The sequence below is a fragment of the Virgibacillus sp. 7505 genome, from assembly GCF_002272135.1.
Lineage (GTDB): Bacteria > Bacillota > Bacilli > Bacillales > Amphibacillaceae > Terribacillus.
Genome location: NZ_NPBF01000028.1, coordinates 177,230 through 204,199, shown reverse-complemented (window position 1 = coordinate 204,199; position 26,970 = coordinate 177,230). Strand labels below are relative to the sequence as shown.

The 26,970-nt window shown below is 44.9% G+C and carries 25 protein-coding genes; 13 read left to right on the top strand and 12 right to left on the bottom strand.

Annotated elements, in window-relative coordinates; genetic code table 11:
- Nucleotides 1-48: 48 nt before the first annotated feature.
- From CHH91_RS13900 to CHH91_RS13890, 3 genes are all read right to left on the bottom strand, one after another.
- Nucleotides 49-1,389: an Nramp family divalent metal transporter gene (locus CHH91_RS13900; RefSeq protein ID WP_095224053.1), complete on the bottom strand. Its 1,341-nt coding sequence runs from the start codon at nt 1,387-1,389 to the stop codon at nt 49-51.
- A gap of 127 nt (nt 1,390-1,516) precedes the next feature.
- A complete protein-coding gene (locus tag CHH91_RS13895) occupies nt 1,517-1,837 on the bottom strand; it encodes a thioredoxin family protein (RefSeq protein WP_095224052.1) in 321 nt (106 codons plus the stop codon).
- Between the two features lie 65 nt (nt 1,838-1,902).
- On the bottom strand, nt 1,903-3,042 hold the full coding sequence (locus tag CHH91_RS13890) for a CapA family protein (protein WP_095224051.1): 1,140 nt from the start codon (nt 3,040-3,042) through the stop codon (nt 1,903-1,905).
- Between the two features lie 133 nt (nt 3,043-3,175).
- Between CHH91_RS13890 and CHH91_RS13885 the strand changes: the two genes are divergently transcribed.
- Nucleotides 3,176-3,640: a cupin domain-containing protein gene (locus tag CHH91_RS13885; protein WP_095224050.1), complete on the top strand. Its 465-nt coding sequence runs from the start codon at nt 3,176-3,178 to the stop codon at nt 3,638-3,640.
- On the opposite strand, the gene argS is transcribed toward CHH91_RS13885, so the two are convergent.
- Nucleotides 3,641-5,323, bottom strand: a complete 1,683-nt coding sequence (gene argS / locus CHH91_RS13880) for an arginine--tRNA ligase (protein ID WP_176465796.1) — start codon at nt 5,321-5,323, stop codon at nt 3,641-3,643.
- A gap of 365 nt (nt 5,324-5,688) precedes the next feature.
- On the opposite strand from argS, the gene CHH91_RS13875 reads away from it, so the two are divergent.
- The 6 genes from CHH91_RS13875 (at nt 5,689) to CHH91_RS13850 (ending at nt 11,994) form a co-directional block, all read left to right on the top strand.
- The gene (locus tag CHH91_RS13875; protein ID WP_095224049.1) at nt 5,689-5,823 is read left to right on the top strand and encodes a YfhE family protein; all 135 of its coding nucleotides are present in this window, start codon (nt 5,689-5,691) and stop codon (nt 5,821-5,823) included.
- 107 nt (nt 5,824-5,930) lie between these two features.
- Complete coding sequence (locus CHH91_RS13870) at nt 5,931-6,629, top strand: ABC transporter ATP-binding protein (RefSeq protein WP_095224048.1); 699 nt, start codon at nt 5,931-5,933, stop codon at nt 6,627-6,629.
- Complete coding sequence (locus tag CHH91_RS13865; protein ID WP_095224047.1) at nt 6,626-7,942, top strand: ABC transporter permease; 1,317 nt, start codon at nt 6,626-6,628, stop codon at nt 7,940-7,942. The genes CHH91_RS13870 and CHH91_RS13865 overlap by 4 nt, the downstream gene beginning before the upstream one ends.
- A gap of 46 nt (nt 7,943-7,988) precedes the next feature.
- Nucleotides 7,989-8,990, top strand: coding sequence for a LacI family DNA-binding transcriptional regulator (locus CHH91_RS13860; protein WP_353615326.1), 1,002 nt, complete (start codon nt 7,989-7,991; stop codon nt 8,988-8,990).
- 118 nt (nt 8,991-9,108) lie between these two features.
- Nucleotides 9,109-10,575 carry a glycoside hydrolase family 32 protein gene (locus CHH91_RS13855; protein WP_095224046.1) on the top strand — a complete coding sequence of 489 codons (1,467 nt, stop codon included), beginning with the start codon at nt 9,109-9,111 and terminating at the stop codon, nt 10,573-10,575.
- Between the two features lie 27 nt (nt 10,576-10,602).
- The gene (locus tag CHH91_RS13850) at nt 10,603-11,994 is read left to right on the top strand and encodes a sucrose-specific PTS transporter subunit IIBC (protein ID WP_095224045.1); all 1,392 of its coding nucleotides are present in this window, start codon (nt 10,603-10,605) and stop codon (nt 11,992-11,994) included.
- A gap of 68 nt (nt 11,995-12,062) precedes the next feature.
- On the opposite strand, the gene CHH91_RS13845 is transcribed toward CHH91_RS13850, so the two are convergent.
- The 4 genes from CHH91_RS13845 to CHH91_RS13830 all read right to left on the bottom strand — a co-directional run bounded on the left by CHH91_RS13845 (nt 12,063) and on the right by CHH91_RS13830 (nt 16,408).
- Complete coding sequence (locus CHH91_RS13845; RefSeq protein ID WP_095224044.1) at nt 12,063-12,368, bottom strand: YkvA family protein; 306 nt, start codon at nt 12,366-12,368, stop codon at nt 12,063-12,065.
- 107 nt (nt 12,369-12,475) lie between these two features.
- Entirely contained in the window at nt 12,476-14,302 is a 1,827-nt protein-coding gene (gene typA / locus CHH91_RS13840) for a translational GTPase TypA (RefSeq protein WP_095224043.1), read from the bottom strand.
- Between the two features lie 100 nt (nt 14,303-14,402).
- Nucleotides 14,403-15,719, bottom strand: coding sequence for a sensor histidine kinase (locus tag CHH91_RS13835; protein WP_095224042.1), 1,317 nt, complete (start codon nt 15,717-15,719; stop codon nt 14,403-14,405).
- Nucleotides 15,716-16,408, bottom strand: a complete 693-nt coding sequence (locus CHH91_RS13830; RefSeq protein WP_095224041.1) for a response regulator transcription factor — start codon at nt 16,406-16,408, stop codon at nt 15,716-15,718. The genes CHH91_RS13835 and CHH91_RS13830 overlap by 4 nt, the downstream gene beginning before the upstream one ends.
- 179 nt (nt 16,409-16,587) lie before the next feature.
- On the opposite strand from CHH91_RS13830, the gene CHH91_RS13825 reads away from it, so the two are divergent.
- From CHH91_RS13825 to CHH91_RS13815, 4 genes are all read left to right on the top strand, one after another.
- Nucleotides 16,588-17,976, top strand: coding sequence for a S1C family serine protease (locus CHH91_RS13825; protein ID WP_095224040.1), 1,389 nt, complete (start codon nt 16,588-16,590; stop codon nt 17,974-17,976).
- A 181-nt stretch (nt 17,977-18,157) separates the two neighbouring features.
- Nucleotides 18,158-18,604, top strand: a complete 447-nt coding sequence (locus CHH91_RS13820; RefSeq protein WP_095224039.1) for an NUDIX hydrolase — start codon at nt 18,158-18,160, stop codon at nt 18,602-18,604.
- A 40-nt stretch (nt 18,605-18,644) separates the two neighbouring features.
- Nucleotides 18,645-18,962 carry a hypothetical protein gene (locus CHH91_RS21475; protein WP_353615325.1) on the top strand — a complete coding sequence of 106 codons (318 nt, stop codon included), beginning with the start codon at nt 18,645-18,647 and terminating at the stop codon, nt 18,960-18,962.
- Nucleotides 18,963-19,004: 42 nt separating this feature from the next.
- Nucleotides 19,005-20,195, top strand: coding sequence for a glycosyltransferase (locus CHH91_RS13815; protein WP_353615324.1), 1,191 nt, complete (start codon nt 19,005-19,007; stop codon nt 20,193-20,195).
- On the opposite strand, the gene CHH91_RS13810 is transcribed toward CHH91_RS13815, so the two are convergent.
- Nucleotides 20,161-20,829, bottom strand: coding sequence for a class I SAM-dependent methyltransferase (locus CHH91_RS13810; protein WP_095224038.1), 669 nt, complete (start codon nt 20,827-20,829; stop codon nt 20,161-20,163). The two genes, CHH91_RS13815 and CHH91_RS13810, sit on opposite strands and share 35 nt — an antisense overlap.
- 115 nt (nt 20,830-20,944) lie before the next feature.
- Entirely contained in the window at nt 20,945-21,658 is a 714-nt protein-coding gene (locus tag CHH91_RS13805) for a TraR/DksA C4-type zinc finger protein (RefSeq protein WP_095224037.1), read from the bottom strand.
- A gap of 106 nt (nt 21,659-21,764) precedes the next feature.
- On the opposite strand from CHH91_RS13805, the gene CHH91_RS13800 reads away from it, so the two are divergent.
- A complete protein-coding gene (locus CHH91_RS13800; protein ID WP_095224036.1) occupies nt 21,765-22,430 on the top strand; it encodes a Type 1 glutamine amidotransferase-like domain-containing protein in 666 nt (221 codons plus the stop codon).
- Nucleotides 22,431-22,448: 18 nt separating this feature from the next.
- On the opposite strand, the gene CHH91_RS13795 is transcribed toward CHH91_RS13800, so the two are convergent.
- A complete protein-coding gene (locus CHH91_RS13795) occupies nt 22,449-24,656 on the bottom strand; it encodes a ribonucleoside-diphosphate reductase subunit alpha (protein WP_483372405.1) in 2,208 nt (735 codons plus the stop codon).
- 489 nt (nt 24,657-25,145) lie between these two features.
- Here CHH91_RS13795 and CHH91_RS13790 point away from each other — a divergent pair, with 489 nt between their 5' ends.
- Nucleotides 25,146-26,024 (top strand): NAD(P)-dependent oxidoreductase, encoded by an 879-nt coding sequence (locus tag CHH91_RS13790; protein ID WP_095224034.1) that lies wholly within the window; start codon nt 25,146-25,148, stop codon nt 26,022-26,024.
- A 26-nt stretch (nt 26,025-26,050) separates the two neighbouring features.
- Here the strand turns inward: CHH91_RS13790 and CHH91_RS13785 are convergent, their stop codons facing one another.
- Nucleotides 26,051-26,953, bottom strand: coding sequence for an AEC family transporter (locus tag CHH91_RS13785; RefSeq protein ID WP_095224033.1), 903 nt, complete (start codon nt 26,951-26,953; stop codon nt 26,051-26,053).
- Nucleotides 26,954-26,970 lie beyond the last annotated feature (17 nt).

Genomic DNA, 26,970 nt, shown 5'->3' with positions numbered 1-26,970 from the left:
GGATCGGTTAAACTTTGGCAAATAAAAAAAGCCGGCTGGAAACCGGCTTTATAAGGCATGCCCTGTCACGATCATATATCCGAGCATGAATGCATTCAACGAGACTATTAATCCTGTGGCTGTCCACGCCAGCACTTTAATATAAGGCTTGTTCACGAAGGAACCCATCTTTTTCTTGCTGCTTGTAAACAGTACAAGCGGGATGACTGCAAAGGATAACTGCAGGCTAAGAATTACTTGACTCCAAACAAGCAAATCACCTGTGCTGGAAGGGCCGTAAATCCCCACGACTATCAGCGCAGGAATGATGGCAATGATTCTTGTAACAAGCCGTCTGACCCAGGGTTTTATGCGGAACTGAATGAATCCTTCCATGACGATCTGTCCGGTCAATGTACCTGTAATAGTCGAAGACTGACCAGATAGAAGCAGTGCAAACCCGAAAAGGAAGCTGGCAGCGCCCGCACCAATAGCAGGACTTAACAGCTTGTATGCATCCTCAATTCCTTCCACATGCTGCCCAATAGTATGGAAAGCAGCTGCACCAAGGATCAGAATCGCTGAATTGACGAAGAAAGCAACTCCGAGTGAGAAGGTTGAGTCTATATATGCGAATTTCACTGCTTCCTTCTTGCCCTTTTCTGTATCCCGATAATTCCTTGTTTGCACGATAGAGGAATGCAGATACAGATTATGCGGCATAACAGTTGCACCGAGAATACCAAGCGCCAGGAATAAGACCGATGGGTCGGTCACAATTTCCGGCGAAGGGATGTAGCCTTTCAATGCTTCCGAAAGAGCGGGATGCGAAAAAATCAACTCGAAAAGAAAGCAGCCCGCGATGGTGATCATCAGTACGGTAATGATCGCTTCCATCCAGCGAAATCCTTTTTTCTGCAATAGAAGCAGCAAAAGGACGTCCAGCGCTGTAATGATTATGCCCACCATGATCGGTATGTGAAATAGCAAATTAAGTGCTATGGCAGAACCCAAAACCTCAGCCAAATCTGTTGCTATAATGGCCAGCTCTGTCAGCATCCACAGTACCACGACCACTTTCGGATGGAAGGCATCCCTTGTCGCCTGCGCTAAATCACGGCCAGTTGCGATTCCGAGCTTGGCGGCCAGCCCCTGCATCAGCATGGCAATTAAGTTGGAAAGCAGGACGACAGCAAGCAGCATATAGCCAAAGGAAGAACCAGCTGAAATGGACGTCTCCCAGTTACCCGGATCAATGAAACCAACTGCCACAAGTACACCTGGACCCATAAAAGCGAATAGCTTTTTGAAGAAGCTCCCATTCTCCGGAATAGCCACACTATGGTTCGACTCTTCCAGACTTGCATCCCCAGCTCTGCTAAGCCAACCCTTATCTCGTTCTTTATCCATAAAGATCGCTTCTTTCTTATTGTTATTAGCGCAAGTTTACCAAAGGAAACATTTTTAGTCAAAGAAAAGATACTGCTATAAAAAAAGCTTTCCTGCTGGACAGGAAAGCTTTTCGGTTTACAAATAGTTACCCAAGCTGCTGTTGGAGGAATGCGATAACCTCTTCGGGAGATTTCGCATTTGCACTATGCAAGTGCGCCAGCTTCTCACCGTTTTGGAATAGGAGAATACTTGGAATTCCCATTACATCCTGCTCAGCTGCAACATCGGGTACTTCATCATTATTAAGCTCATACCATTTATAATTGCCATATTCCGCAAGCACCTGATCGATAAACATATTCATACGTGTGCAGTCCGGACACCAGTCTGCGAAGAACTTAACGATGACCGGCTCTTCACTCACGATAACTTCATCGAACTTTTCTCTTGTATTGATTTGCTCCATTGTTTGTTTCCCCCTTCTGCTTTTCCTTCTTAAGATACGGTACACACAAGGCGGAAATCAAGCAGTTAGCTCGATGTATCTTTTTCAATGAAGGAAAGATCTGGTGCAAGCTTTGTCATATGCTTCTTCTTCGCTTCATAAGTACTTTTCATTTCCGGCAATTGATACATCGGCTGAACTCGGTAATGCTGCCAGTCCGAAAAAGATAAATACGTCAGCAGTATTCTTGGATCCTTCGCAGTCACGGTCTTTCCATCTTTTTCAATATCAAATTGAAAAGCCGCACCTATACGCCGATCCGTTTCCTCCTGGGCAGCAATGAAATTCCCGAGAGAATAAATGACTAGCGTTTTATTCCCCTCTTTTCCTCTCAGCCATTCAACTGGCTGCAGCACATGCGGGTGACAACCTAAAACTGCTGTTGCTCCCTGGTCAGCAACGAATTGCGCAAGATCCTTTTGCTCCTCGTTAGGATCATCTTCATATTCTACACCGAAATGCAAACTTACAATAACAGCATCTGCTTGCTGTTTTGCTCGGCTGATGTCCTCTTTTATCTTCTGCTTATCAATCAGATTGACCAGATAGTCCTTGCCCTTGGGTACCGCAATTCCGTTTGTTCCATACGTATAGCTAAGAAACGCGACCGAAATACCTTCTGCTGTTTTTTCTATCGTTAGCTTTTCGCTATCTTCCTTGTTCGCATACGCTCCAGTATATGCCATTTCAATCTTCTCGTACTGAGCAGTAGCATGCTTCACGCCAGCTTCTCCTTGATCCAATGTATGGTTATTGGCCATCGTGACTACATCGACTCCCACATCCTTCAAGGTATCGCCAATTTCATCAGGACTGTTGAAGTTCGGGTAAGTGGATACGCCTAGCGCTTCCCCGCCCATAATGGATTCCTGGTTGGCAACAGTGAGCGTCGTACTATCTAAATAGGGTTTAACATCTTGAAACATCGGATCAAAATCATAGCCTGTCTTTGTACTTGCATCATGATAAATGGAGCTATGCAGGAGCACATCCCCGATAGCAGTAACGGAAATTGACCGACTATCAGGCACCTCTTTTGGTTCCAGCTCCACTATTTTTTGCTGCACTGCCTGAACCGCTTCTGTTTGCTGTTTCGGAACTCCTCCACTACACGACGTAAGAATGACAAGACCCGACAATGCGACAAAAAATGCTTTTATTTTCATGCGTAACCGCCTGACTGTGAGTTATTTATCCGTATTATAAACGCAGACTCGTATGAAAAATAGTACATTTTGTATAAAAAGGAATTCAATTGATGAACAGTCGGGTAAATAACAAAGAAAAAGGAGGCACAACATGCAAAAATTCCATTTTCATGATGATGGCATCTATCCAAATAATAAGCTTCCTGTTCTTTATTATAAGAATGCTTTCGAACATACTGATACGATGCAGGAGGTTTTCAAATCCAATCACTGGAGAAACAGCTGGGTCAATGGCATTTTCGCGTATCATCACTATCACAGTACTGTCCATGAAGTACTGGGTGTTTTGAGCGGCCATGCAACTGTTCAGCTAGGCGGGCCGGATGGAGAACAGCTGGAAATCTCCCATGGTGATGTCCTTGTGCTGCCTGCCGGTACAGCCCACAAACGGATGCAGCAATCTAATGATTTTCAAGTACTTGGTGCTTATCCGGATGGTATGTCCTTTGACACGAAAACGGGCAAGTCAGGCGAATACAAACAAGCGCTGCAGCAAATTCCGAAAGTCCCAATTCCGAAGCTGGATCCTGTTACCGGTAATTCGATCTGGAGCTAATCACATTTGTCTCGGTGCGCGAATCCCCAAGAGTCGAAGACCCTCCTCCAAAACGGATGCAACAGCTTCGACAATTGCCAATCGTGCACCGAGTTTTTCATCTTTTTCGAGGATACGCACTTTTCCATAATAGCTGTTGAACGCTTGGGCAAGATCAATTACATATTTGGCGATTCTTGAAGGATCGTAGTTGGTTCCGGCATTGGCGATTGCTTCCGGGAACTGCAGCAGCAGGGATAGAATCGGCCAAGCAGCCACTGCTGTCTCTTCATCGACTTCCGAACCGTCCTGGAATTCTCCTCCCTTAGCCAGCAACGTACTAGCTCGAGCATGCGTATATTGCACATATGGCCCTGTCTCTCCTTCCACACGAAGCATATCTTCCAACGAGAACTCTATATCGTGGATACGTTCATGCTTCAAGTCATGGAATAAGACAGCACCAACGCCGACTTGTCTTGCGACTTCTTCCTTATTAGCCAGCCCTGGATTTTTTTCAGTTATATTAGCATCTGCCAAATGGATTGCCTGTTCCAGCACTTTATCCAGCAGTACTAGCTTTCCTTTCCTGGTCGACATTTTTTTGCCATCCTGCAGTACCATGCCGAATGGGATGTGGGTGATTCCTTCAGCCCATCCATAGCCCATTTTCTCTAGCACTAGTTTCAGCTGCTGAAAATGTAAACTCTGTTCATGTCCGACAACATACAGACTTTTGGAGAATTTGTATGTTTCCTTGCGATAGATAGCTGCAGCAAGATCACGCGTTGCATATAGTGTAGCGCCATCTTTTTTCTTGATCAGACTAGGCGGAAGTTCAAATTCATCCAGCCGTACTACCTGGGCACCTTCCGACAGACTAAGCAGTTCTTTTTGCTCCAACTCCTCTACAACACGTTCCATCTTGTCATTGTAGAAAGCTTCTCCTGCGTCCGAATCAAAGCGTACGCCCATCAGTTTATAAACACGATCGAACTCTTCCATTGATACGTCACGGAACCAGCTCCAGAGCTTATTTGCATACGCATCTCCTTGCTCGAGCTTTCGGAACCAGTCCCTCCCTTCTTGTTCCAGCTGTTCATTGTGCGCTGCTTCTTCATGGAAACGGACATACAGCTTCAGTAGCTCCGGAATCGTGTTGGCACGCACCTTTCCTTCCTCACCCCATTTTTCATAAGCGCAAATCAGCTTGCCAAATTGTGTACCCCAATCACCTACATGGTTGATCCTTACAACGTCATAGCCTTGCTTTTCCAGCAAAAGACTAATGCTGTTCCCAATTACGGTCGAGCGCAGATGCCCCATTGAAAATGGCTTTGCAATATTAGGAGAAGACAGATCAATAGTAACTGTCTGCCCTTGTCCGATAGTTGTACTTCCGTACGCTGCGCGCTGCTGAAGAATATCCTTCAGCACGCTGCTGCCGGCAAGCTTTTTATGGAGTGTGAAATTAACATACCCACCAACTGCCGTGATAGAAGAAAACACTTCATGTGTTAAACCTGTTGCTAGTTCTGCCGCAATATTTTGCGGTGACTGCCTCTTTTCCTTCGCCAACGAAAAGCAAGGAAAAGCATAGTCTCCATGCTGCAGCTGTTTCGGTCTTTCGATTTGATGGGTCATTTCCTCTGCCGGCTTGTTCAACGCTTTTGCTACTAATTCTGCTGCAATTGATTTGTACACATTATTTCCTCCTTCAAATATAAAAAAACCGTCTCTTCCACTTGGAAGAGACGGTTTTAATCCGCGGTGCCACTCTAATTGTCCTGTTCGGACCTGCTCAATTGAATAACGGGAATGATGTTTCCCGGCAGCCCCTACTTGACGTTCGTTCAGGGATGCAGCCAAGAAAGTCCGGTTCCTGCCGCTTTCCACGTCCCGCTTCCACCGTCCGGGACTCGCTATAGTTTCCAGCTGCAGTACTCTCTTTCTTATCGGCTCAATATATTGTCCTTTATTATAGCGATTCTTTTAGAAGATGCAACCCCTGTTTAGATTATAAATGCCATGGGCACACTTTTGATAACCTGTAAAAAGGAGATGATCGCATGGCTAAGCAACACGGCAACTATCAGCCTGTACGCATGAATGGCGTCAGTTTATCTGATGCCCGTGAAGTAACATTCCGCAAAGAGTTCAAACGCGCAGATATCGCCGGCGGTTTCCGCCAAAAGAAGAAATAAATAAGCACCGGGATCCTGCTGTCCGATAAGACAGCAGGATTTTTTTGTATACTTTTCCTTCTTGCTGCCGTCGTTATTAATAGCAGGCTAAAACAGGGGGAGAAACAATGATAACACTCAAACAAGTTTCTCATCACTATACGATGGGAAAGAAAGCGAAAGAAACGATAGTACCCGTATTACACGGGATTGATTTGCGCGTAGAAAAAGGAGAAATTGTAAGCCTCGTCGGCAAAAGCGGTTCTGGCAAGTCGACCTTACTGCATATTATTGGCGGCTTTATCCAGCCAACAAGTGGGCAAGTAGAAATTAATGGGACGCCGATCACCGGCTGGAACGAAGGACAATTAGCAGACTTCCGTTTACAGCATATCGGTTATATTTTTCAAAACTTCCAGCTGATACCGAGTATGACCGCAGCTCAAAATATCGAATTGCCGCTCATTTTGAACGGAACACCGAAACAAAGACGCAAACAAAAAGTAGCGGACATACTACAGCAAGTCGAGCTGGGAGCATTTCCGGATCATTATCCATCCGAACTATCAGGCGGGCAGCAGCAGCGCGTTGCGATAGCCAGAGCGCTGATACTTGATCCGCCGCTGATACTGGCTGATGAACCGACTGGAAGCTTGGATAGCGATACCGAAGCAGAACTTCTTTCTCTCATTCACAAGCTGAATAAACAAGCAGGCATTACCTTCCTTATCATCACACATGACCATGAAGTTGCAGCAATTGCGGACAGACAGCTGGAGATCAGGGACGGTCAGATGCAAAAAGTGAAAGGTGTGATGCCGGTATGACATTCAAAGATAAATGGCGTTTTGTCCAGCAGAATATGAAGAAGAATAGAGTTCGTGTGTTCATGACCATACTTGCAGCTGCTATGGGGAGCTGCTTCCTGATTGTACTAGCGTCTGTCGGGTTTGGTCTGCATGACTCCTTAATCAAAGACGAGCTGGAAAGCAGGGCTGTTACAAAAATTGATATTTACGGTACTGATGATGAAGAACAGCTAGGTTTTACGGCTGAAAATATCACTGAATTGAAGCAAATTGAGAATGTAGATGCTGTACGGCAAATTCAAAGTCTTGGTGAAACTAACTTTCATTTAGATGGTTACACGAACGAGATGCCTTCCGCTATTGCTGTTGATTTTGAAAGCGAAAAACAGGCAGGAATCGAACTTGGCAACGGGAGGTTGCCGGAGAAAGAAAATGAGATCGTCATCAGCAGTGATTTTGCTGCATTCTTGGGGAAAGATGGCGTCGAAGAAAAGGACAAGTTTGCAGAGGATGGTACGATAAAGCCTGAATATCTATACGAGGAAGAGGTCCTCAACAAAGAAATCGAGCTCGAGGCATCCACTTTTCCGGAAGACGGGAGCGAGCCTCGCACAGCAACGGAAAAAGTCCAAATTGTCGGGATTGAAGCAGCACCGGCAAACGAATACATCTACACGAATTCCGTGAAGACCACTCCTGAACTGAAAAGAACGCTTGATGAAGCATTAGATGTAACAGACAGCTATACAGAGCAGGGAGATCCGCTGTACGACCAAGTAGAAGTTTATGCTTCCAATGCAGAAGCAGTTGAACCTATCCTGAACTCCTTGGATGAGAAAGGCTATTTAGCTTATTCGAATTTGGAGGAGCTGAAAAACATCAACATTCTGTTCAATGTTGCGAAAGCCGGGCTCATAATCGTAGGTACGATTGCAGTACTAATCGCCTCCATCGGGATTTACAATACCATGACGATGGCAGTGACCGAGCGCGCACCGGATATCGGCATCATGAAAGCAATTGGTGCAAACCCTAAAACAATAAAACAAATTTTTCTTATGGAAAGTACGTTCATCGGGCTAGCAGGCGCACTGATTGGTACAGCTGTTGCTTATTTAATCAGCTTCCTTGTGAATGCCGGAGTTCCAGTGATATTGGAGCAGATATTCGAAGAGGAAATACCAGCCACATTGCAGCTTTCATCTATTCCGTTTCTATTAGCTGCCATTAGTATTACCATTTGTCTGGTTGTTACGATCCTATCGGGATCCAGACCGGCAAAACAGGCTACGAATGTAGATGTACTGCGGGCATTGAGACGCGAAATCTAGTCTCTATGACAACTCCATCATTCTCATAGTATACTGAGGAAAATCAATGCTTTTTGAAAGGAACAAAGAGATGAAAACTATAGCGGATATTGCAGATCTGGCTGGAGTTTCAAAAAGTACGGTATCTCGCTATTTGAATGGCGGCTCTGTCAGTACAGCGACAAAGAAAAGGCTGGAACGTATTATAAACGAACAAAATTATGTACCAAATACATTTGCCCAAAGTCTGAAGGCTAAGAAAACTGCTATGGTCGGTATCATCGTACCTCGTCTGGATTCCTTTGCAGCCTCTCATACAATGATGGGGATAGATGAATCCTTACGCAGGCAGGGCTATCAATTACTGATTGCAAGTGCCAATCAAGAGGTCAGCCGGGAAATTGAAGCGATTCATAACTTTGCCAGACAGAAGGTCGCAGGCATCATCCTCATGTCTACACAAATTACCACGGAACACTTACAAGCTATAAAAGAAGCAAGTATACCAATTCTGCTGGTAGGTCAGCAGCACCCTTTACTCCCGAGCTTGATACATGACGATTATGAAGCAGGAAAGATGATGGGCGAATTTGTTGTAAAGCAAGGGCATCGTCAAATAATTTACCTCGGCGTAACAGAAAGTGATATTGCAGTGGGCATCGAACGGAAACGCGGTTTCCGCGAGGCACTGGAACATTATGACTGCCATGCTGATTATCTGGAAACAAGCTTCCGGATGCAAGATGCGATGGTGCTGGCACAAAGCTTCCTTTCCAAAACGGAAGCTACCTTGATTGTCGGAGCAACCGATAACATCGCCTTGGGTATAATCAAAGCAGCACATCAACTTAACCTTCGAATTCCTGTTGATATTTCAATTGCCGGATTTGGAGGTTATGATACAGCAGAGATTGTCACACCTGCTTTGACTACGGTTAAATACGATTACCTAGACGCTGGCAAAAAAGCAGGTGAAAAAATTGTAGAGCTTATCGAGGATGAATACTGCGAGAACCTCACCACCTACCCTGTGCAATTAATAAGACGTGAAAGCGTTGACATAATATAAGACACAGTATATGCTATTACCAAAGAAACCGGTTCCATTACTCACGGACCTAGATCTTTGGTTTTTTTTCACCTTGTTTGGAACCGGTTCCGAAAATCGTTGTGAAAGTGGTGATAACATGACAAATGCAGATAAATACCGCTTATTATCGGAGGCTGACCCTGATGAATTGGAAAAACTCGCGGAGAAGGTTAATGCCTCTCCTTGGAGACAGCATTATCATATTCAGCCTCCTACCGGATTATTGAACGATCCAAATGGATTTGGGTATTACAATGACCGATACCATCTCTTTTACCAGTGGCACCCATTTGGTCCCGTCCATGGAATGAAGTACTGGTATCATGTAACATCGACAGATTTGGTTCATTGGAAGGATATGGGGATTGGCATAGAGCCGGGAGGGCAGTATGATTCACATGGCGCATACTCGGGCAGTGCCTTGGCTGAGGGTGAAAAGCTCTACCTCTTTTACACCGGAAATACAAGGGATGAAGACTGGGTGAGGCATCCCTATCAATGTCTTGCAGTGATGGATCAAGAGGGGCATATCACAAAACAAGACGCCCCAATCATCGATGCTCCCCCTCAAGGCTACACCGCCCATTTCCGCGATCCTAAAGTGTGGAAAGCAGATGACCGCTACTATGCTGTTTTAGGAGCACAGCGGCTGAATAAGACGGGATGTGTGCTGATTTATAAATCAGATGATTTGCATACTTGGTCATTCATCGGGGAGCTGAAAACATCCCTTGCTGATTTCGGATATATGTGGGAATGCCCTGATTATTTTGAGTTAGGAGAAAAAGGTGTCCTTCTCTTTTGTCCACAAGGATTACCAGCAGAAGAGAATCGTTTTGAAAATATCCATCAGGCGGGTTTCTTGATAGGAGAACCCATCGATCCAGAAGTACCTAACTTTCAGCATGGCAGTTTCATGGAAATGGATAGAGGATTCGATTTTTACGCTTCGCAAACTACCCTTTCACCAGATGGGAAGCGCATCCTCATTGGCTGGATGGGACTTCCAGATACTGATTATCCAACAGATATGCATGGCTGGGCACATTGCCTTACGCTGCCGAGAGAACTTACCATCAAAGATGGCATACTGCTGCAGCGACCTGTCAAAGAAGTGGAACTGCTTCGAAAAGATAAAAACACTGCTTCACATACAGTACACAATACTAAAATCCGGCTCAAAGAAATACATGGATCTTCTTATGAATTGATTTGCGAACTGTGTATGGAAGGTGCGGCAAAAGCCGGAATTTCATTTCGAACTGGAGTTACGGAAGAAACGCTGCTTTATTATGACGCAGTTTCTAAGTATCTTGTCTTGGACCGAACACGGTCAGGTGCGGCGATGAAAAATAGCAATGGAAGCATTCGACGGTATGCATTAGATGCAACAAAAATAACACTCAGATTGTTTGTCGATCAATCCTCGGTTGAAATTTTCATCAATGACGGAGAAGCCGTCATGACCGCCAGGATATTCCCAGCAAAGGATAGTAACGGTGTTGCCTTCTTTACCGAAGGAGGAAATGCAACATTTAACGCAGTGCAGTGGCTATATAGATAAATTTTACTCTTGAAAGGGTGATATATAATGACTGATAACAGGAAAATTGCTGAGGAAGTCATCAACGCCATTGGAGGAAAAGAGAACATTTCCTCTATAGCTCATTGTGCAACTCGCCTTCGAATCGTTGTACATGATAAAGAGAGGATTGACAAGGAGAATGTCGAAAGTATAGATAAGGTTAAAGGTGCATTTTATAACTCTGGGCAATATCAAATCATTTTTGGAACCGGCACCGTAAACAAAATCTATGATGAGCTTCAGGCACTTGGTATTGACGGTGCATCTGTACAGGAAGTAAAGCAAGCTGGTAAAAAGGAAGGTTCTGCTTTCCAACGGGCAATCCGGACTTTCGGGGATGTCTTCGTACCGATTATCCCAGTCCTCGTAGCAACCGGCTTATTTATGGGGCTGCGCGGTCTGCTGACACAGGATCAAATTCTCCACCTATTCGGCTTGGCTCCAGCAGATATACCCGCAAATTTCCTTTTATTTACGCAAGTTCTGACTGATACTGCTTTTGCCTTTCTGCCCGCATTAGTCGCTTGGTCATCTTTTAAAGTATTTGGCGGAAGCCCTGTTTTAGGTATTGTATTAGGTCTGATGCTTGTGAATCCTGCCTTACCCAATGCCTATGAAGTAGCAAATGGATCCGCAGAAGCTATCACTCTATTTGGTTTTATACCTGTTGTAGGCTATCAAGGGTCTGTACTGCCGGCATTCTTCATTGGACTGATTGGTGCAAAATTAGAGAGAGCATTACGCCGTCGCATAACGGAAGCACTTGATTTGATTCTTACCCCCTTCCTTACATTGACTGTCATGATCACACTAGGACTGTTTGCAATTGGTCCAATCTTTCATTCTCTCGAGGATCTTGTCTTGACTGGGACATTGGCTGTATTGGATTTACCGTTCGGGATTGCGGGATTATTGATCGGTTCTCTCAATCAGCTCGTTGTAGTCACAGGTGTGCATCACATTTTCAATTTCCTGGAGATTCAGCTATTGGAGAATCGCGGAATGAATCCTTTCAATGCAATCATTACATGCGGTATGGCTGCGCAAGGTGCTGCTTGTCTTGCAGTTGGTCTAAAGACAAAGGATGCTAAATTGAAAGCGTTAGCATTGCCATCTTCTTTCTCAGCATTTCTTGGTATATCGGAACCCGCCATCTTTGGTATCAATTTAAGATTCATAAAGCCATTTATCATGGGATTGATTGGCGGAGGTGTTGGAGGTTTCCTTGCATCCCTGCTCGATTTAGCTGGAACAGGAATGAGTATCACTGTCATACCAGGCACCCTGCTCTATTTGAATAGTCAGCTTCCTTTTTATATCCTGATAAACTTGGTTGCTATGGCAGTGGCATTCACGCTTACTTGGATGTTTGGTTATAAAGATCCGAAGAGATTGTAAAGCAGGCATCCTATTTCTATGACACGAGCCGGCCCCCTGGAATAAAAAAAGGCGCCCTACTGGGCGCTTTATAATATATTTATAACCTTATTGTCGTTTCGGTCAGCATTAAACTTATCTTTCAAATGTGCTGGTGCCATTTTAATGATGAGCTGCAGGATGAATGTTGCTACTGCTAGGTCATCCACGATACCAATTCCGATTAGAAAATCAGGTATCAAGTCAAATGGGAAGACAAAGTACAGGACAATCAATGCAACGGCTGTCACTTTCTTGGCTGCTGCCACATCTTTAGCTGTGAAGAAAGCTTTCAGAAATGGAATCGATTTGCGGAAATTGAACAGAAAACGGAGCCTGCTCCATAGTCTGGTCATATCATCCTTCCTTTCTGCCCAAATAGAGCTATTCCCATTTTAAGGTATAGGTGACTTTTTCACAACTTATAAGCAAAAAAGCCCAGCAATTTATGCTGGGCTTTTTATTATGCTTTTTTCTTTTTCGTTGCTTTTTCACGTTCGTTCTTGTTAAGGATTTTCTTACGAAGACGGATGGATTCCGGTGTTACTTCGCAATACTCATCATCGTTCAAGTACTCGATCGCCTCTTCAAGAGACAAGTCGCGTGTTTTACGAATTGTGGAAGTTTGGTCTTTGTTTGCTGAACGTACGTTAGTCAGGTGTTTTTCCACAGTGATGTTAACTGTAAGGTCGTTATCACGGCTGTGCTCCCCAACGATCATACCTGCATATACATCTGTACCAGGAGCTACGAAGATGATACCGCGATCTTCAAGCTTCATGATACCGTAAGTAGATGCTTTACCTTGTTCAAGAGCTACAAGTACACCTTTTGCTCTTCCGCCAACCTGTCCAGCAATGACAGGCTCATACCCATCAAATGTATGGTTCAGGATACCGAATCCGCGTGTTTGGGACATGAACTCTGTAGAGTAACCGATCAATCCACGGGAAGGTACACGGAACTCAAGACGAACTTGACCGTTGCCTTGGTTGATCATGTCGACCATTTCACCTTTACGGGAACCTAAGGATTCCATAACTGCTCCTGTGTATTCTTCCGGAACGTCTGCTTGTACGCGTTCCACCGGTTCACACATTTTGCCGTCGATTTCCTTAAGGATTACCTGTGGTTTGGACAATTGGAGCTCATAGCCTTCACGGCGCATGTTCTCAATCAAGATGGAAAGGTGAAGCTCTCCACGTCCGGAAACTGTCCAAGCATCAGGAGAATCAGTTGGGTCTACGCGTAGACTCACATCTGTCTCAAGCTGGTTAAGCAGACGTTCTTCGATTTTACGGGAAGTGATGTATTTACCTTCTTTACCCGCAAACGGACTGTTGTTTACTAGGAATGTCATTTGCAATGTTGGTTCATCAATACGCGGAACCGGCAATGCTTCTTGAGCATTTACTGAGCAGACAGTCTCTCCAACGTTAATGTCCTCAAGACCAGCAACGGCAACGATGTCACCAGCTTTTGCTTCTGTGATTTCAATTCGTTTCAAACCGATGAAACCGAATAGTTTAGTAATACGGAAGTTCTTCACGGAACCGTCTTTCTTCATCAGGGCAACCTGATCGCCGACTTTAACGGAACCACGGAAGATACGACCAACACCAATACGGCCAAGGAAGTCGTTGTAATCCAAGATAGTAACCTGGAATTGCAAGCCTTCATCAGAGTTATCGATTGGAGCGGGGATGTTATCCATGATCGTTTTGAAGATGGCATCCATTGATTCCACTTGTCCATCTGGCTCTTCACCGGAAGTACCGTTCAATGCTGACGCATAGACAACTGGGAATTCAAGCTGGTCATCATCCGCACCAAGCTCGATGAATAGATCAAGTACTTCATCGATAACATGCTCAGGACGTGCACTCGGTTTGTCGATTTTGTTTACGACTACAACCGGAGTAAGCTTTTGCTCCAAAGCTTTTTTCAATACGAAACGAGTCTGGGGCATTGCGCCTTCATAAGCATCCACGACAAGTAAAACGCCGTCTACCATTTTCAGTACGCGCTCCACCTCACCACCGAAATCGGCGTGTCCTGGTGTATCCAATATGTTAATACGTGTATCGTTATAATTAATCGCAGTGTTTTTCGCTAAGATTGTGATTCCGCGCTCTTTTTCCAAGTCGTTGGAATCCATTGCGCGCTCATCCACGTGCTCATTATCACGGAAAGTACCAGAATATTTCAGCAACTGGTCAACCAAAGTCGTTTTCCCGTGGTCAACGTGGGCAATAATCGCGATATTGCGAATATCTTCTCTTAATTGCATGTATACATGTCTCCTCTTCTTCATGTAATCCTATCCGACTACAACCTGTTAATTATACCACAGTTCATGCGCGGCACAATAGGATAGGCAAACATTAACATTATAATATTATCGTAAAGCTTGCTCCGCCTAGGTCTGACTCCCCTGCCCGAATGATCCCATTATGCCGTTCAACGATCGCACGGGAGATCGCAAGGCCAAGTCCGGTTTCTCCGCCTTCACCTTTAACAAAACGCTGGAACATATTTGGCAGCAAGTCCTCCGAAATGCCCGGTCCATCATCATTAATGGTGATTTCGACTTGCCGGATAGTGCTTGGCTGAACAGAGATATGCACTTGACTGCCAGCATGGCGGATTGCATTGGACGTTATATTCATCATTGCCCGAAGAAGTTTCTCTTTATCCCCATTAATCACAATTGCAGGCAGTTTATTGTAGGTAAGTTGAATATTCTTGTCGCTTGCAATCGGCAAGGCACGGTCTATCGTCAAATTGACCAGCTCTTCTATTTCTATTTGCTCTTCTTTATAAATGCCTTCCTCGCTGTCGAGCTTAGCTAAAAGGATCATCTCATTGATCAGCTGTTTTAAACGCTTGATCTCGGAAACAACGACCTCAAGGCCATGTTCCTGATCCTTGCCTGTGAAGACGCCATCCTTAATTCCCTCTGCATAACCTTGAATTGTCATAAGCGGTGTTTTCAATTCATGGCTGGCATTTTGGAAGAATTGACGCTGAGACGTAATATAACGATTCAATTCCTTAGCCATCTCAATCGCGCTTTGCTCTACTTCTTTGATTTCACCACTTGCTTTTACAGATTCAATATTATCGAATTCGCGCCGCTGGATTTTTTTCAGCTGGTACTTCAATTCTGTCAAAGGTTTTACAAGTCGCTGTGTCAGGTAAGTGCTGATCAGAATAGCTATCATGACGCCGATTAGAAATACAAGGAAAATACGCTGGAAAAAGCTTTCTTGCACTTCTTCTAATTCACGAATCGGACGCAGGATGACCATATTCTGATTTTCACCAGTTGCTATGGATTTGACTACATAACTGTTTCGATTCTCCTGCCAGATGGTATTTTTTTTAGTTGGAGCAGTATCATATTTTTCAGCAAATCTTTCCGCGTCTAACCGAACAAGGTTGGTATAGGTGACTTCCTCTGCTTCTTCATCATAGAGGAACATTTTGAGATCTAGATTATTAAGCATATTGTCCAGTGATGCGGCAGGAATTGAATCTACACCACTGATTGCTGTGAGTAGAATTTGACCGCTTTCCTCTAATTGCCGTGTCTCATTGGTAACCAGCAAACCCTTCAGCTGCGAATACAGCGTAATAGCTGTGAATCCCATCACAATAATAAGCAAAGTCGTAAACGCAATGTTCAGCTGTGTTTTCAATCTCATGCTTCGCTCATTCTGAACCGGTATCCAAAGCCCCAAACCGTTTCAATCGGAATGCCGTCCATTTTCTTGCGGAGTCGTTTTACTAAATCATCCACAGCACGATCACTCCCGAAATAGTCTTCTCCCCACACTTGTGTAAGCAATTCATCACGTGAAAAGGCTCGGTTCGGATTCTGCACAAGGATGACTAACATTTCGAATTCTTTCGCTGTCACTTCTACTTCTGCTTCATGCCAGTAAACACGCCGTTCTCCTAATTGCAGCTGCAAGTCCCCCGCTTGGAGATCCATTTGTTTAGCCGGCTGTGGTTCCTGGTTTGCCTGGGGGTTCCATCTCTTAAATAAACGCTTCACGCGCGCAACCAATTCCCTTGGGCTGAAAGGTTTGGTCAGGTAATCATCTCCGCCAAGCTCCAAGCCGAGTATTCTATCGATTTCTTCATCCTTCGCCGAGATGATGATGATCGGCACTTCGCTCGTTTGACGGATTTTGTTGCAAAGTGCGTATCCATCCATTCCTGGAAGCATGATATCCATGATCCACATGTCCGGCGTTTCTTTATCCGCAATTTCTAGCGCAAGCTCTGCGGTTTCCGCCACGCTGATTTGATAGCCCTCCTTTTTCAGATAAGCTTCTACTATATTTCTTATATTTTGATCGTCTTCGACAACGATTATATGATGTGACATTTGATCGTACTCCTTTCCTCTCTACGGTTATTTTCCCACAAAATCGCAAAAAGAAAAGACTTTCCTGCTATTTGTCCATTCCACATATTTTACATAATTGCTCCGAAAAGATGCCAAATCCAGACAGTAGAATAAGTAGTATAGAACAACGAACACACAACACGAAAGAGGTGCCTTACATGAACAGAGACAATGACAAACCATACAATGAGTATCCAGTTGATCAGCACTCTTCTTCATATGAACAGGAAAACTCCTACCCGGATGAAACGAATAAACTTTCCGGGACTAAAGAAGAATCTCCGAAATACAGCCAAGCGATTCAAGTAGATGAACCAATCAATCAGCCGCAGCAGCCGAAACAAAAAGGCAAGGTATGGACAAGCTTCGTCAGCGGAATTGCAGGCGGGGTTTTAGTTCTTGCAATCGTTGCAGTGCTTGTATTCACAAATGTCATATCCTTTGGTTCCAATGCAGCAAGCCCCGCAACTATGGGAACGAACAATACATCAACAACAAAATCAAGTAACCAGGCATTGGCTACACAAACAAGTACGGAAAATCTGACCAATGCTATACAGGACGCTTCTGCGGCAGTAGTAGGAGTAGAGAATCTGCAGCAGGCGGATCTATTCTCCGAATCCGAGGAAGCTGGATCTGGATCAGGTGTCATCTATAAAAAAGAAGGTGGCAAAGCATACGTTGTGACCAACCATCACGTTGTCGACGGAGCATCCAGCTTGGAAGTAACCCTTTCCAACGGACAGAAGGAAAAAGCAACCTTGCTGGGATCTGATGAAATCAGCGACTTAGCTGTATTGGAAATTGACGGAACAAATGTAGATCAGGTAGCCACATTCGGTACTTCGGATGATCTGACAGTCGGACAGCAAGCGATTGCGATCGGTAACCCATTAGGTGCTGAATTTGCCGGCTCTGTGACGCAAGGTATCATCAGCGGATTGGATCGTTCTGTAGCGGTAGATTCCAATAATGATGGTACAGAGGACTGGGTAACAGAAGTATTGCAGACGGATGCTGCTATTAACCCTGGTAACAGCGGTGGTGCCTTGATAAATGCAAACGGTGAAATCATCGGTATCAACTCTATGAAGATTGCCCAAGAAGAAGTCGAGGGTATTGGTTTTGCTATTCCGATTGATGCAGCTAAACCACTCATCAATCAACTTGAATCTACAGGCAAAGTTGAACGTCCTTACATCGGTATCGGCGCAGTCAGCCTCGATCAAGTACCGCAAGTAAATGCGCAGCAAACGTTGAACCTTCCTGAAGACGTGACTCAAGGTGTTGTGCTTGCTCAGGTAGTGGAAAGCTCTCCGGCAGCTGATGCTGGTCTGCAGCAATACGATGTTGTTACGAAAATCGACGACCAGGACATTACGAGCATGGTCGACTTACGCTCTTACCTGTATTCCGATAAAAATATCGGCGACGAAGTAACTGTTACGTATTACCGTGACGGAAACAAAGAAACAACGAAACTTACATTAGCGAAGGAACAAACAACACAGTCAGATCAATCTACACAACAACAGCAGCAACAATAACAATAAGCGTTGCTTATTGATCAGATAGATGACGGCCGCACCCTTAACAAAAACATGATATCCCCAAAATGTCATTTTGCGGTCGACTACGCTCCCCCCAGAGCTTATACAAAAAAGCGATCACCCAACTGCACGGGTGACCGCTTTTTTTGTATATAATCATGAATGGAGGTGGAGTAATTTGGTTGATAAAGTTCTAGCTTACATCCTATCCAACCGTAATAATACCTATCACATGCTCATCCATGAACACATGGATTTCCCCGAGGCAGGGTTACAGATTCCAGGAGGTACAGTCGACCCCGGTGAAAACTTGTTAACCGCATTGCATAGGGAGATCTTCGAAGAGTCTGGATTGCGTGATTTGCCTGATGGTGAATTGGTCGCTAGTGCACCATTCCTCCATCCAGACAAGCACGAGCTCCAGCACCGGTATTTCTTTTTGATTCTAATAAAGCAGCAGCTACCTGACGCATGGGATCATCGTGTCTTTGGAAATGGAGCTGATAACGGATTGGTCTTCCGTTATCGGTGGTACGATATCCAGTCCGTTCCGCCGTTAGCAGCCTCACAGGATCAGTTCCTGCATGTGGTTAGAGAAACTATACAGGCACATCCACGCTCTTAAAAGATATATTATTAACAGACTACATAAAGGAGCATGGTGCATGCAAACCGTATTGATCGGCACAACCGTAAAACAAGACCCCGACATATTAGCTGCCTATTTGGATTCCCTCAACAGACTGCAAACAACAGAATCATCGATTTTCTACTGCTTCATCGATGATAATGATGATCCAAAATCGAGCACCTTACTTTCCGCTTTCGCTGCAGAACACGATGCTGTCATCCTCCCATCCGAAACCACTGATTCCTATCAGAAGGATGAACACACCCACTACTGGACAGAAGCTCTTATTCGGAAAGTGGCAGCTCTGAAGAATAAAATCATTTCCTATGCGGTCGAGCAGAAAATGGATTAGATCTTTTTTGTCGATTCCGATATTGTACTCCACCCGGCCACATTGGAAAAATTACTAGCCAGTCAAAAAGATATCATTTCCTGTATTTTCTGGACCCAATGGCAGCCTGGCACGCAGGCTCTTCCCCAAGTCTGGTTAAAGGATGAATATGAACAATTCACCCACCACCGCGGCGAAGCTTTATCGGATACAGAACGTGCAGCACGGCACCAGGAATTTCTGGAACAGATGCGGAAACCAGGAACATATGAAGTTGGGGGATTGGGCGCTTGTACACTTATCACCAGGGAAGCTTTAAATAAGGGAGTCCATTTCGGGGAAATACCTAATCTCTCCTTTTGGGGAGAAGATCGCCACTTTTGTATTCGTGCAGCAGCACTCGGCATCTCGCTTTTTGTCGATACACATTACCCTGCCTTTCACCTTTACCGCAAGACGGATCTTGCAAAGCTCCCTGCATTCAGATGGGAGCATAACTGGCCTGGGCATAACTATCGCATTACGAAGGATACCAGTAATACCCTCACTCTATCCATGATTGTCAAAAATGAATCCGGACGCTATCTAGAGCGTTCGCTGCGATCTTCTCTTCCCGCAGTTGATCAGGCTGTCATCATTGATGACCATAGTACAGATAATACAGCAGCCATTTGCCGGAAGCTTTGCAGGGAGTATGACGTTCCGCTGACATTAATCGAAAATCCCCAGTCCGGATTCAACAACGAAATAGAGCTGCGGAAACAGCAGTGGCAGGCAACAATTGCAGCGGAACCTGATTGGATTCTGAATCTCGATGCGGATGAAGTACTGGATGACGTTTTCCTCAAAGAAAAAGACCAGCTGCTGAATCAAGCTGATCTCGATCTTTATTCATTCCGCTTATTCGATTTCTGGGATGAAGAGCGTTACCGGGAGGATCAGTACTGGCAAGCACATCTATTTTTCCGTCCATTCCTGCTGCGCTATCAGCCCGTATTTCCATATGAATGGCGGGAAACACCTGTTCATTGCGGTCGCTTCCCGGAAAATATCTTTCAGCTGCCGAATGGCATCAGCAGCGTCCGTATCAAGCATTTTGGCTGGGCCAGAGCGGAGGATCGCATACGAAAATACGAACGCTATCGCCAGCAGGATCCAGAAGCAATCTATGGCCAGAAGGCTCAATATGAAAGCATTTTGGATCCTGATCCGAAGTTAATCAAGTGGAAGGAGGTTTCTTCTTTCGAAAGATAGCTCGGTAGCAATACAGTCGTCCCCACTGATCATTGAATAGCGCATCTGCAGGCATTTCCGATTCAACTCGTCCGGCATATTCAAAGCCCCCCAGCTCCGCCAATGTTTCCAGAATATTAATATCGACTGTTGGATAGTCGAATGTCATGATGACATAACCGTCCGGTTTCAAGATACGGCTGAATTGCTCCCAAGCACGTTTTTGCACGCTAACATCCAGGTGCTCCATCACCGAGATACAGAAGATTTTATCGAAAAATGCATCCTCATAGGGCAATGATGTCAGATTAGCTTCAGCACGATGGATATTCCGGAGCAGGTCTTCAGGTAAACGCGCCGTTTCCTCCGGACCAAAATCCTTGGTCACATCCTCCAGAATCGCCTGATCATCTGTAATCCTGCTATCTATATCACATGCATACACTGTCTTAGCTGAAGCTGCTAAATGAAACTTAAACGGATGGCTGATTCCTGATGCAGCATCCAGCACGATATCATCCGCTTCCACAAAAGAAGCCGCCCATCCATATTCACAGCTGCGGCTCCACCAAGCATCCGGTAATTTAAGCACAAAATCGCTTTCCTTACGATCATCGTGCTTGAAAAATCTTGAAGTCCATGCTTCTGTCAACATGCTTCAACCCCTTTATTAGAATACGTAGCTTGTAGTACAACGTATTCCGCCGGATAAGCATGTATGCAAGTTTCTCTGTACAGCAAAAGAGCTGGGCATGTGTGCCCAGCTCTTTTTACTCGTCATAGAGAATGGATTTAACGTCTGCATCCTCCAGATAATCTTCGTACTTCTCATGATCCTCGTTTACTCCATCAAACTTGCCATCCATGTCGGCAAGCAGGAAATTCTCGATATCCTGTGCTCCGCCCACCTCTTCATCGGAATTTACAGCCATATAATCATAATCTTTTTCTGTATTGACGAAATCGGAAGGCGTTTCGGATGAGCCATACGCTTGCAGATCCTGCAAGGCATCCTCTCCATCATAGAAATTATGCTCCGTGTCTTCTTCGTCATCTTTTCCTTCCAAATCTTCGAGACGGGGATGGATGACAGCTTCCTCAGCTGGGCGGTCATGCAGTGTCATTCTCTGCGGCTTGTACTCCACAAGCGTTTCTGCTGTCGGCATCGCCAGCAGACGTTCTTCCGGAATCGGTTTTCCTGATTTCATACAAATCCCAAAGGATCCATCTTCTATTCTTTTCAGGGCAGCCTGTACGTCCTTCATCTCCTGCTCCAGATGATCATTCAGCGCGATATCCTTCTCCCGCTCATATAGCTCCGTCGCTGTATCTCCAGGGTGATTATCATAGTTGCTCAGCTCACCCATAGCATCCTTTGTGTAGGACATCTCGACACCAAAATGGTCCTTCAGCGCCTGTTTCAATTCCTGCAAACGATTCTCAAGCATTTCTTTACAGGCATTCAATGTCTCTTGTCTGACCATGCACTTTCCTCCTGTTCATTTCCTGCTGTCAGTAGTATGTGACATAAAACCCATCTCTATTAAGACGGGACATATTGTATAATCAGGAAAATGGAGGCGATACTTTATGCAAACCAGAAGACTGTACCTGCTCGGAGGAAATACCTCGCAGGAAGAAGCGAATGTCCACTTTGCCAAAGCAGCAGGCGGGGAAAGCGCTCATATCGCATTATTGATTGTATATCGAAAAGGCTGGGAAGCATTCCTGTCCCGTTATACAAGTCACTGGATTGCCCAAGGGGTTCATGAGAGCAATGTATCCGTGATCGTACCGAATGAAAAAGGTGAATTGGATATAGCAAAATCGGCTGAGATTATCACAAGTGCTACAGGCATTTACATTGGAGGCGGTCATTCGGAAACATACTATAGCATCTACACCAAACAACCATTCAAGGGGCTGTTAATAGAAAAATATGCTGCAGGTACACCGCTGGCTGGCAATAGCGCGGGAGCATTGCTTATGCCTGAAACCGTCCTGCTGTCCCCGCACGATACGGACAATCACCGCGCTTGGAGCGGAGCTGGACTCGGCATTCTTTCTAATCAGCTAATCAGTGTCCATTTTTCTCAATGGCAGGATGAGCCGAATCTCCTTGCCGGTCTTCATCAACACGACATCCCTTTCGGGTATGGCATAGATGAGGATGCCTGTTTATATTTAGAGAATGAGAAGCCAGCAGCAGTCTTCGGAAATGAACAAGTCAAGCGCATAGAAAAAGGGACCCTGTAAAACAAGGTCCCTTTTGTATTAGTTGGATGTAGAACGCAAATAATAAGATGTCTTAATACCAGAATCCCAAACAGCAATATGCAAATCAAGCAATTCTTTTGCTTTGATGGAATTCGGAACATACATATTGAAAGAAATCGCCTGATCGATATGCTTTTGGCGTGCTGCATTTTGCTTCACGCTCCACTGCTGATCGATTTCATAAGCGGATTTATAGAAGCGATCTGTTTCTTCATTCAAATCAGGTGCAGTAACCGGAATTTTATAGTCCTTCTTCTCTTCAGAATAGAACTTACTGAAAATCGGATCTGTCGTAGCTGTGCTTCCTGCAATCAATGCAGTAGAAGAGTTCGGCGCTACTGCCATCAAGTACGCGTTACGCATACCATTTTCTTTCACCTGCTCCTGCAGGCCTTTCCAGTCTAGTTCGGAATCGCCGGTTGTGTAGCCTTTATTATCAAAATAGCTTCCATCTGCCCAGTCGGAACCTTCGAAAACAGGGTAAACACCTTTTTCCTTCGCAATTTCCATGCTGGATCGAATTGTCAGGTAAGCGATTTTCTCATAAAGTTCATCTGCATATGCTACAGCTTCATCACTTTCCCAATCGATTTGTTTCAATGCAAGCAAGTGATGCCATCCAAACGTTCCTAGTCCAATAGCACGGTATTTCTGGTTTGTGATCTGAGCTTGCAAAACAGGAATTGTATTCAAATCAATAACATTGTCCAGCATACGAACCTGAATCGGAATCAGGCGTTCCAGGACATCTTCTGTAACTGCCTTAGCCAAAGAGATGGAGGACAGGTTACACACAACGAAGTCACCCGGTTCTTTTGTGATGATGATTTTACCATCTTGAGTGACTTGTTCTGTCATGATAGTCGGGCTTTGGTTTTGCATGATTTCCGTACATAGGTTACTGGAATAAATCATACCAGCATGCTTATTGGCATTCTGACGGTTTACTTCATCCCGGTAGAACATGAACGGTCCGCCCGTTTCCAGCTGGCTGCGCAGGATACGTTTCATCACATTGATGGCTGGAATCTCTTCCTTATGCAGGTCTGGATTCTCTACACAAGCCCAATACTTCTCACGGAAGGAACCATCGCCTCTAGTCTCATCATAGAAATCTTCTAAAGAGAAGCCCATGACACGTCGAACTTCATGCGGATCGAATAGATACCAATTGCCGCGAGATTGCACTTGTTCCATGAAGATATCTGGCAGGCAGACACCAGTGAACAAATCATGTGTACGCTGACGCTCATCTCCATTATTCAGCTTCGCGTCAAGGAATGGGAAGATGTCTTTATGCCAAATATCAAGATATGTGGCAATCGCACCTTTACGCTGACCAAGCTGGTCCACACTAACTGCAGTATTGTTAAGCTGTTTCATCCAAGGAAGCACACCAGAAGATGCACCTTCGAACCCTTTGATCGCACTGCCTCGGCTGCGGATCTTACCTAGATAAACACCGATACCGCCTCCGTTTTTTGAAAGGTTGGCAATGTCTGTATTGCTGTCGAAAATTCCTTGCAGGCTGTCATCGACTGTATCAATGAAGCAGCTGGAAAGCTGGCCATAACTCTTACCTGAGTTAGACAATGTAGGTGTAGCGACTGTCATGTAAAGATTGCTTAATGCCCAGTAAGCTTCTGTTACAAGCTCTTTGCGCGTTTCCTTAGGCTCTTTGCTCATGACTGTCATTGCGATGATCATGAATCTCTCCTGCGGAAGCTCATATGTTCCGCCTTTATGGTCGGTCGCAAGATAACGATCCGCAAGCGTACGCAGACCGATGTATGTGAACAGTCCGTCTTTCTTGTAGTCGATCAAGCTATGGAAATGATTGATTTCCTCTTCACTGTATGTGTCGAGAAGGAATTTGTTATAGATACCGATCTCAGTCAATTGCTGAATCAAGCTGTAGAATGATCCATATTTCTCTTCGAAATTGTAACCTCGGTTTTGTGAAGCTTGGAAATAAAGCTGTTCAAGATACAAGCTGGCAGCGATATAAGTCCATTGCGGCTCTTCTTCATCCAGCTGTGACAAGCCCTCCAATATAAGTTGGTTCAACCACTCTTTATCTGATGACCAAGCCTTCTGCTCCATCAGGCGTTCACCATATTGAATCAGATGTTTTGCATCAGCTTCTGCAAAGCGTGATTCGAGCACGGCTGCCACATGCTCTTTCCAATTGACTGTTTGTGTCATATCTAACATGTTGAAACTTCCTCCTCCAAAATACAGGTGTAATTGTAAGTACTTCTTTCCCCTAAACGCACAAAGTGAGCAACTACCAGGAAACTGTCCCTTCTGTCTATCCTACAAGATACAGTAGTAACATAGATCAGAATCGACAAATAAAAAGTGTCTGAGAACACTGTCTATCAAGCAAATGAAGCGATTTCTTCATCTACTATCGATACCCGGCTTGCTCGCCTTCGAAACTATATATAGTGTTTAATTATGTCTTCACTAACAAGATGTTGTATAAATGACTTTACCATATATCCATAACTCTTTCAATCTCTATCTTTTTGAACTGCCTCATTTCACAATCTGTCGCAAAAAAGAAACTGCCGTCTTTCGAGGTTTTTCGCTGTCGAAAAATTGTTTGTGATTTTTCATGATTCTATCACCAGTACTCGACATTCCTGAAGCTTAAAGGTACGATAAAAGTGCATGCTAAGGAGGGATTATATGGGAACTATCAAGAAAGTAGGATTCATCGGTACAGGCGTTATGGGAAAAAGCATGAGTCGCAATTTGATGCAGGCAGGCTTTGAACTGGCGGTCTATACGCGAACGAAAGCGAAAGCAGAAGAATTGATTGATGCTGGAGCAGTTTGGCACGATACACCTGCAAGCCTCGCTGCCAGTGTGGATGCAGTAATTACGATGGTTGGCTACCCTAGCGATGTTAGGGAAGTCTACTTTGGGGAAAACGGCATTATTCATCACGCACGCCCGGGCACCTATGTAATTGATATGACGACCTCGAAGCCAGCTCTTGCAGAGGAAATCCATACTGAAGCAAAAGATAAAGGTATCTTCGCGTTGGATGCTCCTGTCTCAGGAGGAGATATTGGCGCGCAGAATGGAAAACTAGCCATCATGGTCGGCGGTGAAGCAGATGCGTTTCAAGCTGTCCTCCCAGTGTTCGAAGCAATGGGTGAAAACATCATCCTCCAAGGACCTGCCGGTTTCGGACAGCATACGAAGCTGATCAATCAGATAACCATTGCGAGCAATATGGTAGGCGTTTGCGAAGCTATCGCGTATGCAGAGCACGCAGGCATGGACCCATCCAAGGTGCTCCAGTCAATAACGACAGGCGCTGCCGGCAGCTTCAGCTTGAGCAACCTTGCTCCCCGGATGATCAAAGGAGACTATGACCCTGGTTTCTATGTGAAACATTTCATCAAGGACATGAAACTTGCTCTGGAAGCAGCTAAGGATATGGGGATGACAACACCTGGACTGGAACTAAGCCTCTCCTTATATGAACGTCTTGCCGAAAATGGCGATGAGGATCTCGGCACGCAAGCCCTAATAAAACTGTTTACAAAGAAAGCATAAGAAAAGAGGCCAGGAAACTGGCCTCTTTATATTAATACAAACAATAAAACAGGTAAGGTAATTAGACTGAGCAGCGTACTGATCAGTGTTGTACTCGATACATAAGCAGGTTTAGCACCAAATTCGAGTGCGTAAAGGGTCGTATTCGCCGCTGTCGGCATTGCGGCGACCAAAATCATGATTTGTTTGACCATGTCATCTACTGGCAGGATCAGTGTGAATAAATACGCGATCGCCGGTGAGACAAGCAGCTTCAGGACAAGCGCATAAGTAAGACGTTCATATTCAAAGGATTTCAATGAGATATTAGCAAGCTGCATACCAAGCACAATCATTACTGTAGGGATTGCCGCATCAGCCACAAGGTGGACAGCTTCAGTAATTGGACCGCTAAGCGGGACGGATAACAACTGGAACAATACACCAAGTATCGCTCCGTAGATAATTGGTATTTTCAAGACGGAAAGGAACGTAGCACGAGGCGACAGCACAGCCCCTCCACCTTTGGCAGCAATAAAGACACCGATCGTCACCATGACGAGCTGCTGCAGTACAAGCAGGATAACCGCATAATCGAAGCCCGCTGCACCGAACACGAATAAGACAAGCGGCGTTCCGTAGTTGCCGTTGTTCATAAACGAGGCGCCAAGCATCAAGCTATAAGTATCCTGGCGATCATATCCGCGCAAAAGACTGATTACATAGCAGATCAGCACCAGCGCCAGACAAATACCGACAACAAAAACAGCCAAATAAATATAGTCAGCACTTAGACGATTTTCATAGAACGTCTGGAAAGCCAATACAGGGGACAGCAGATAAACCGACATTTTCGAAATGCTTCGGATGTCGAATTTCAAAAGCTTCTGTCCAACAAAACCAAGAAGAAAAATACCGAAGATTGGCAATAAGGTCAATATGTAAGTCACAAACTATCATCCTATCA

Coding starts and splice junctions, on each gene's coding strand:
- CHH91_RS13900 (WP_095224053.1), bottom strand. CDS start 1,389: ATGGATAAAGAACGAGATAAGGGTTGGCTTAGCAGAGCTGGGGATGCA.
- CHH91_RS13895 (WP_095224052.1), bottom strand. CDS start 1,837: ATGGAGCAAATCAATACAAGAGAAAAGTTCGATGAAGTTATCGTGAGT.
- CHH91_RS13890 (WP_095224051.1), bottom strand. CDS start 3,042: ATGAAAATAAAAGCATTTTTTGTCGCATTGTCGGGTCTTGTCATTCTT.
- CHH91_RS13885 (WP_095224050.1), top strand. CDS start 3,176: ATGCAAAAATTCCATTTTCATGATGATGGCATCTATCCAAATAATAAG.
- CHH91_RS13875 (WP_095224049.1), top strand. CDS start 5,689: ATGGCTAAGCAACACGGCAACTATCAGCCTGTACGCATGAATGGCGTC.
- CHH91_RS13870 (WP_095224048.1), top strand. CDS start 5,931: ATGATAACACTCAAACAAGTTTCTCATCACTATACGATGGGAAAGAAA.
- CHH91_RS13865 (WP_095224047.1), top strand. CDS start 6,626: ATGACATTCAAAGATAAATGGCGTTTTGTCCAGCAGAATATGAAGAAG.
- CHH91_RS13860 (WP_353615326.1), top strand. CDS start 7,989: ATGCTTTTTGAAAGGAACAAAGAGATGAAAACTATAGCGGATATTGCA.
- CHH91_RS13855 (WP_095224046.1), top strand. CDS start 9,109: ATGACAAATGCAGATAAATACCGCTTATTATCGGAGGCTGACCCTGAT.
- CHH91_RS13850 (WP_095224045.1), top strand. CDS start 10,603: ATGACTGATAACAGGAAAATTGCTGAGGAAGTCATCAACGCCATTGGA.
- CHH91_RS13845 (WP_095224044.1), bottom strand. CDS start 12,368: ATGACCAGACTATGGAGCAGGCTCCGTTTTCTGTTCAATTTCCGCAAA.
- typA (WP_095224043.1), bottom strand. CDS start 14,302: ATGCAATTAAGAGAAGATATTCGCAATATCGCGATTATTGCCCACGTT.
- CHH91_RS13835 (WP_095224042.1), bottom strand. CDS start 15,719: ATGAGATTGAAAACACAGCTGAACATTGCGTTTACGACTTTGCTTATT.
- CHH91_RS13830 (WP_095224041.1), bottom strand. CDS start 16,408: ATGTCACATCATATAATCGTTGTCGAAGACGATCAAAATATAAGAAAT.
- CHH91_RS13825 (WP_095224040.1), top strand. CDS start 16,588: ATGAACAGAGACAATGACAAACCATACAATGAGTATCCAGTTGATCAG.
- CHH91_RS21475 (WP_353615325.1), top strand. CDS start 18,645: ATGCAAACCGTATTGATCGGCACAACCGTAAAACAAGACCCCGACATA.
- CHH91_RS13810 (WP_095224038.1), bottom strand. CDS start 20,829: ATGTTGACAGAAGCATGGACTTCAAGATTTTTCAAGCACGATGATCGT.
- CHH91_RS13805 (WP_095224037.1), bottom strand. CDS start 21,658: ATGGTCAGACAAGAGACATTGAATGCCTGTAAAGAAATGCTTGAGAAT.
- CHH91_RS13800 (WP_095224036.1), top strand. CDS start 21,765: ATGCAAACCAGAAGACTGTACCTGCTCGGAGGAAATACCTCGCAGGAA.
- CHH91_RS13795 (WP_483372405.1), bottom strand. CDS start 24,656: ATGACACAAACAGTCAATTGGAAAGAGCATGTGGCAGCCGTGCTCGAA.
- CHH91_RS13790 (WP_095224034.1), top strand. CDS start 25,146: ATGGGAACTATCAAGAAAGTAGGATTCATCGGTACAGGCGTTATGGGA.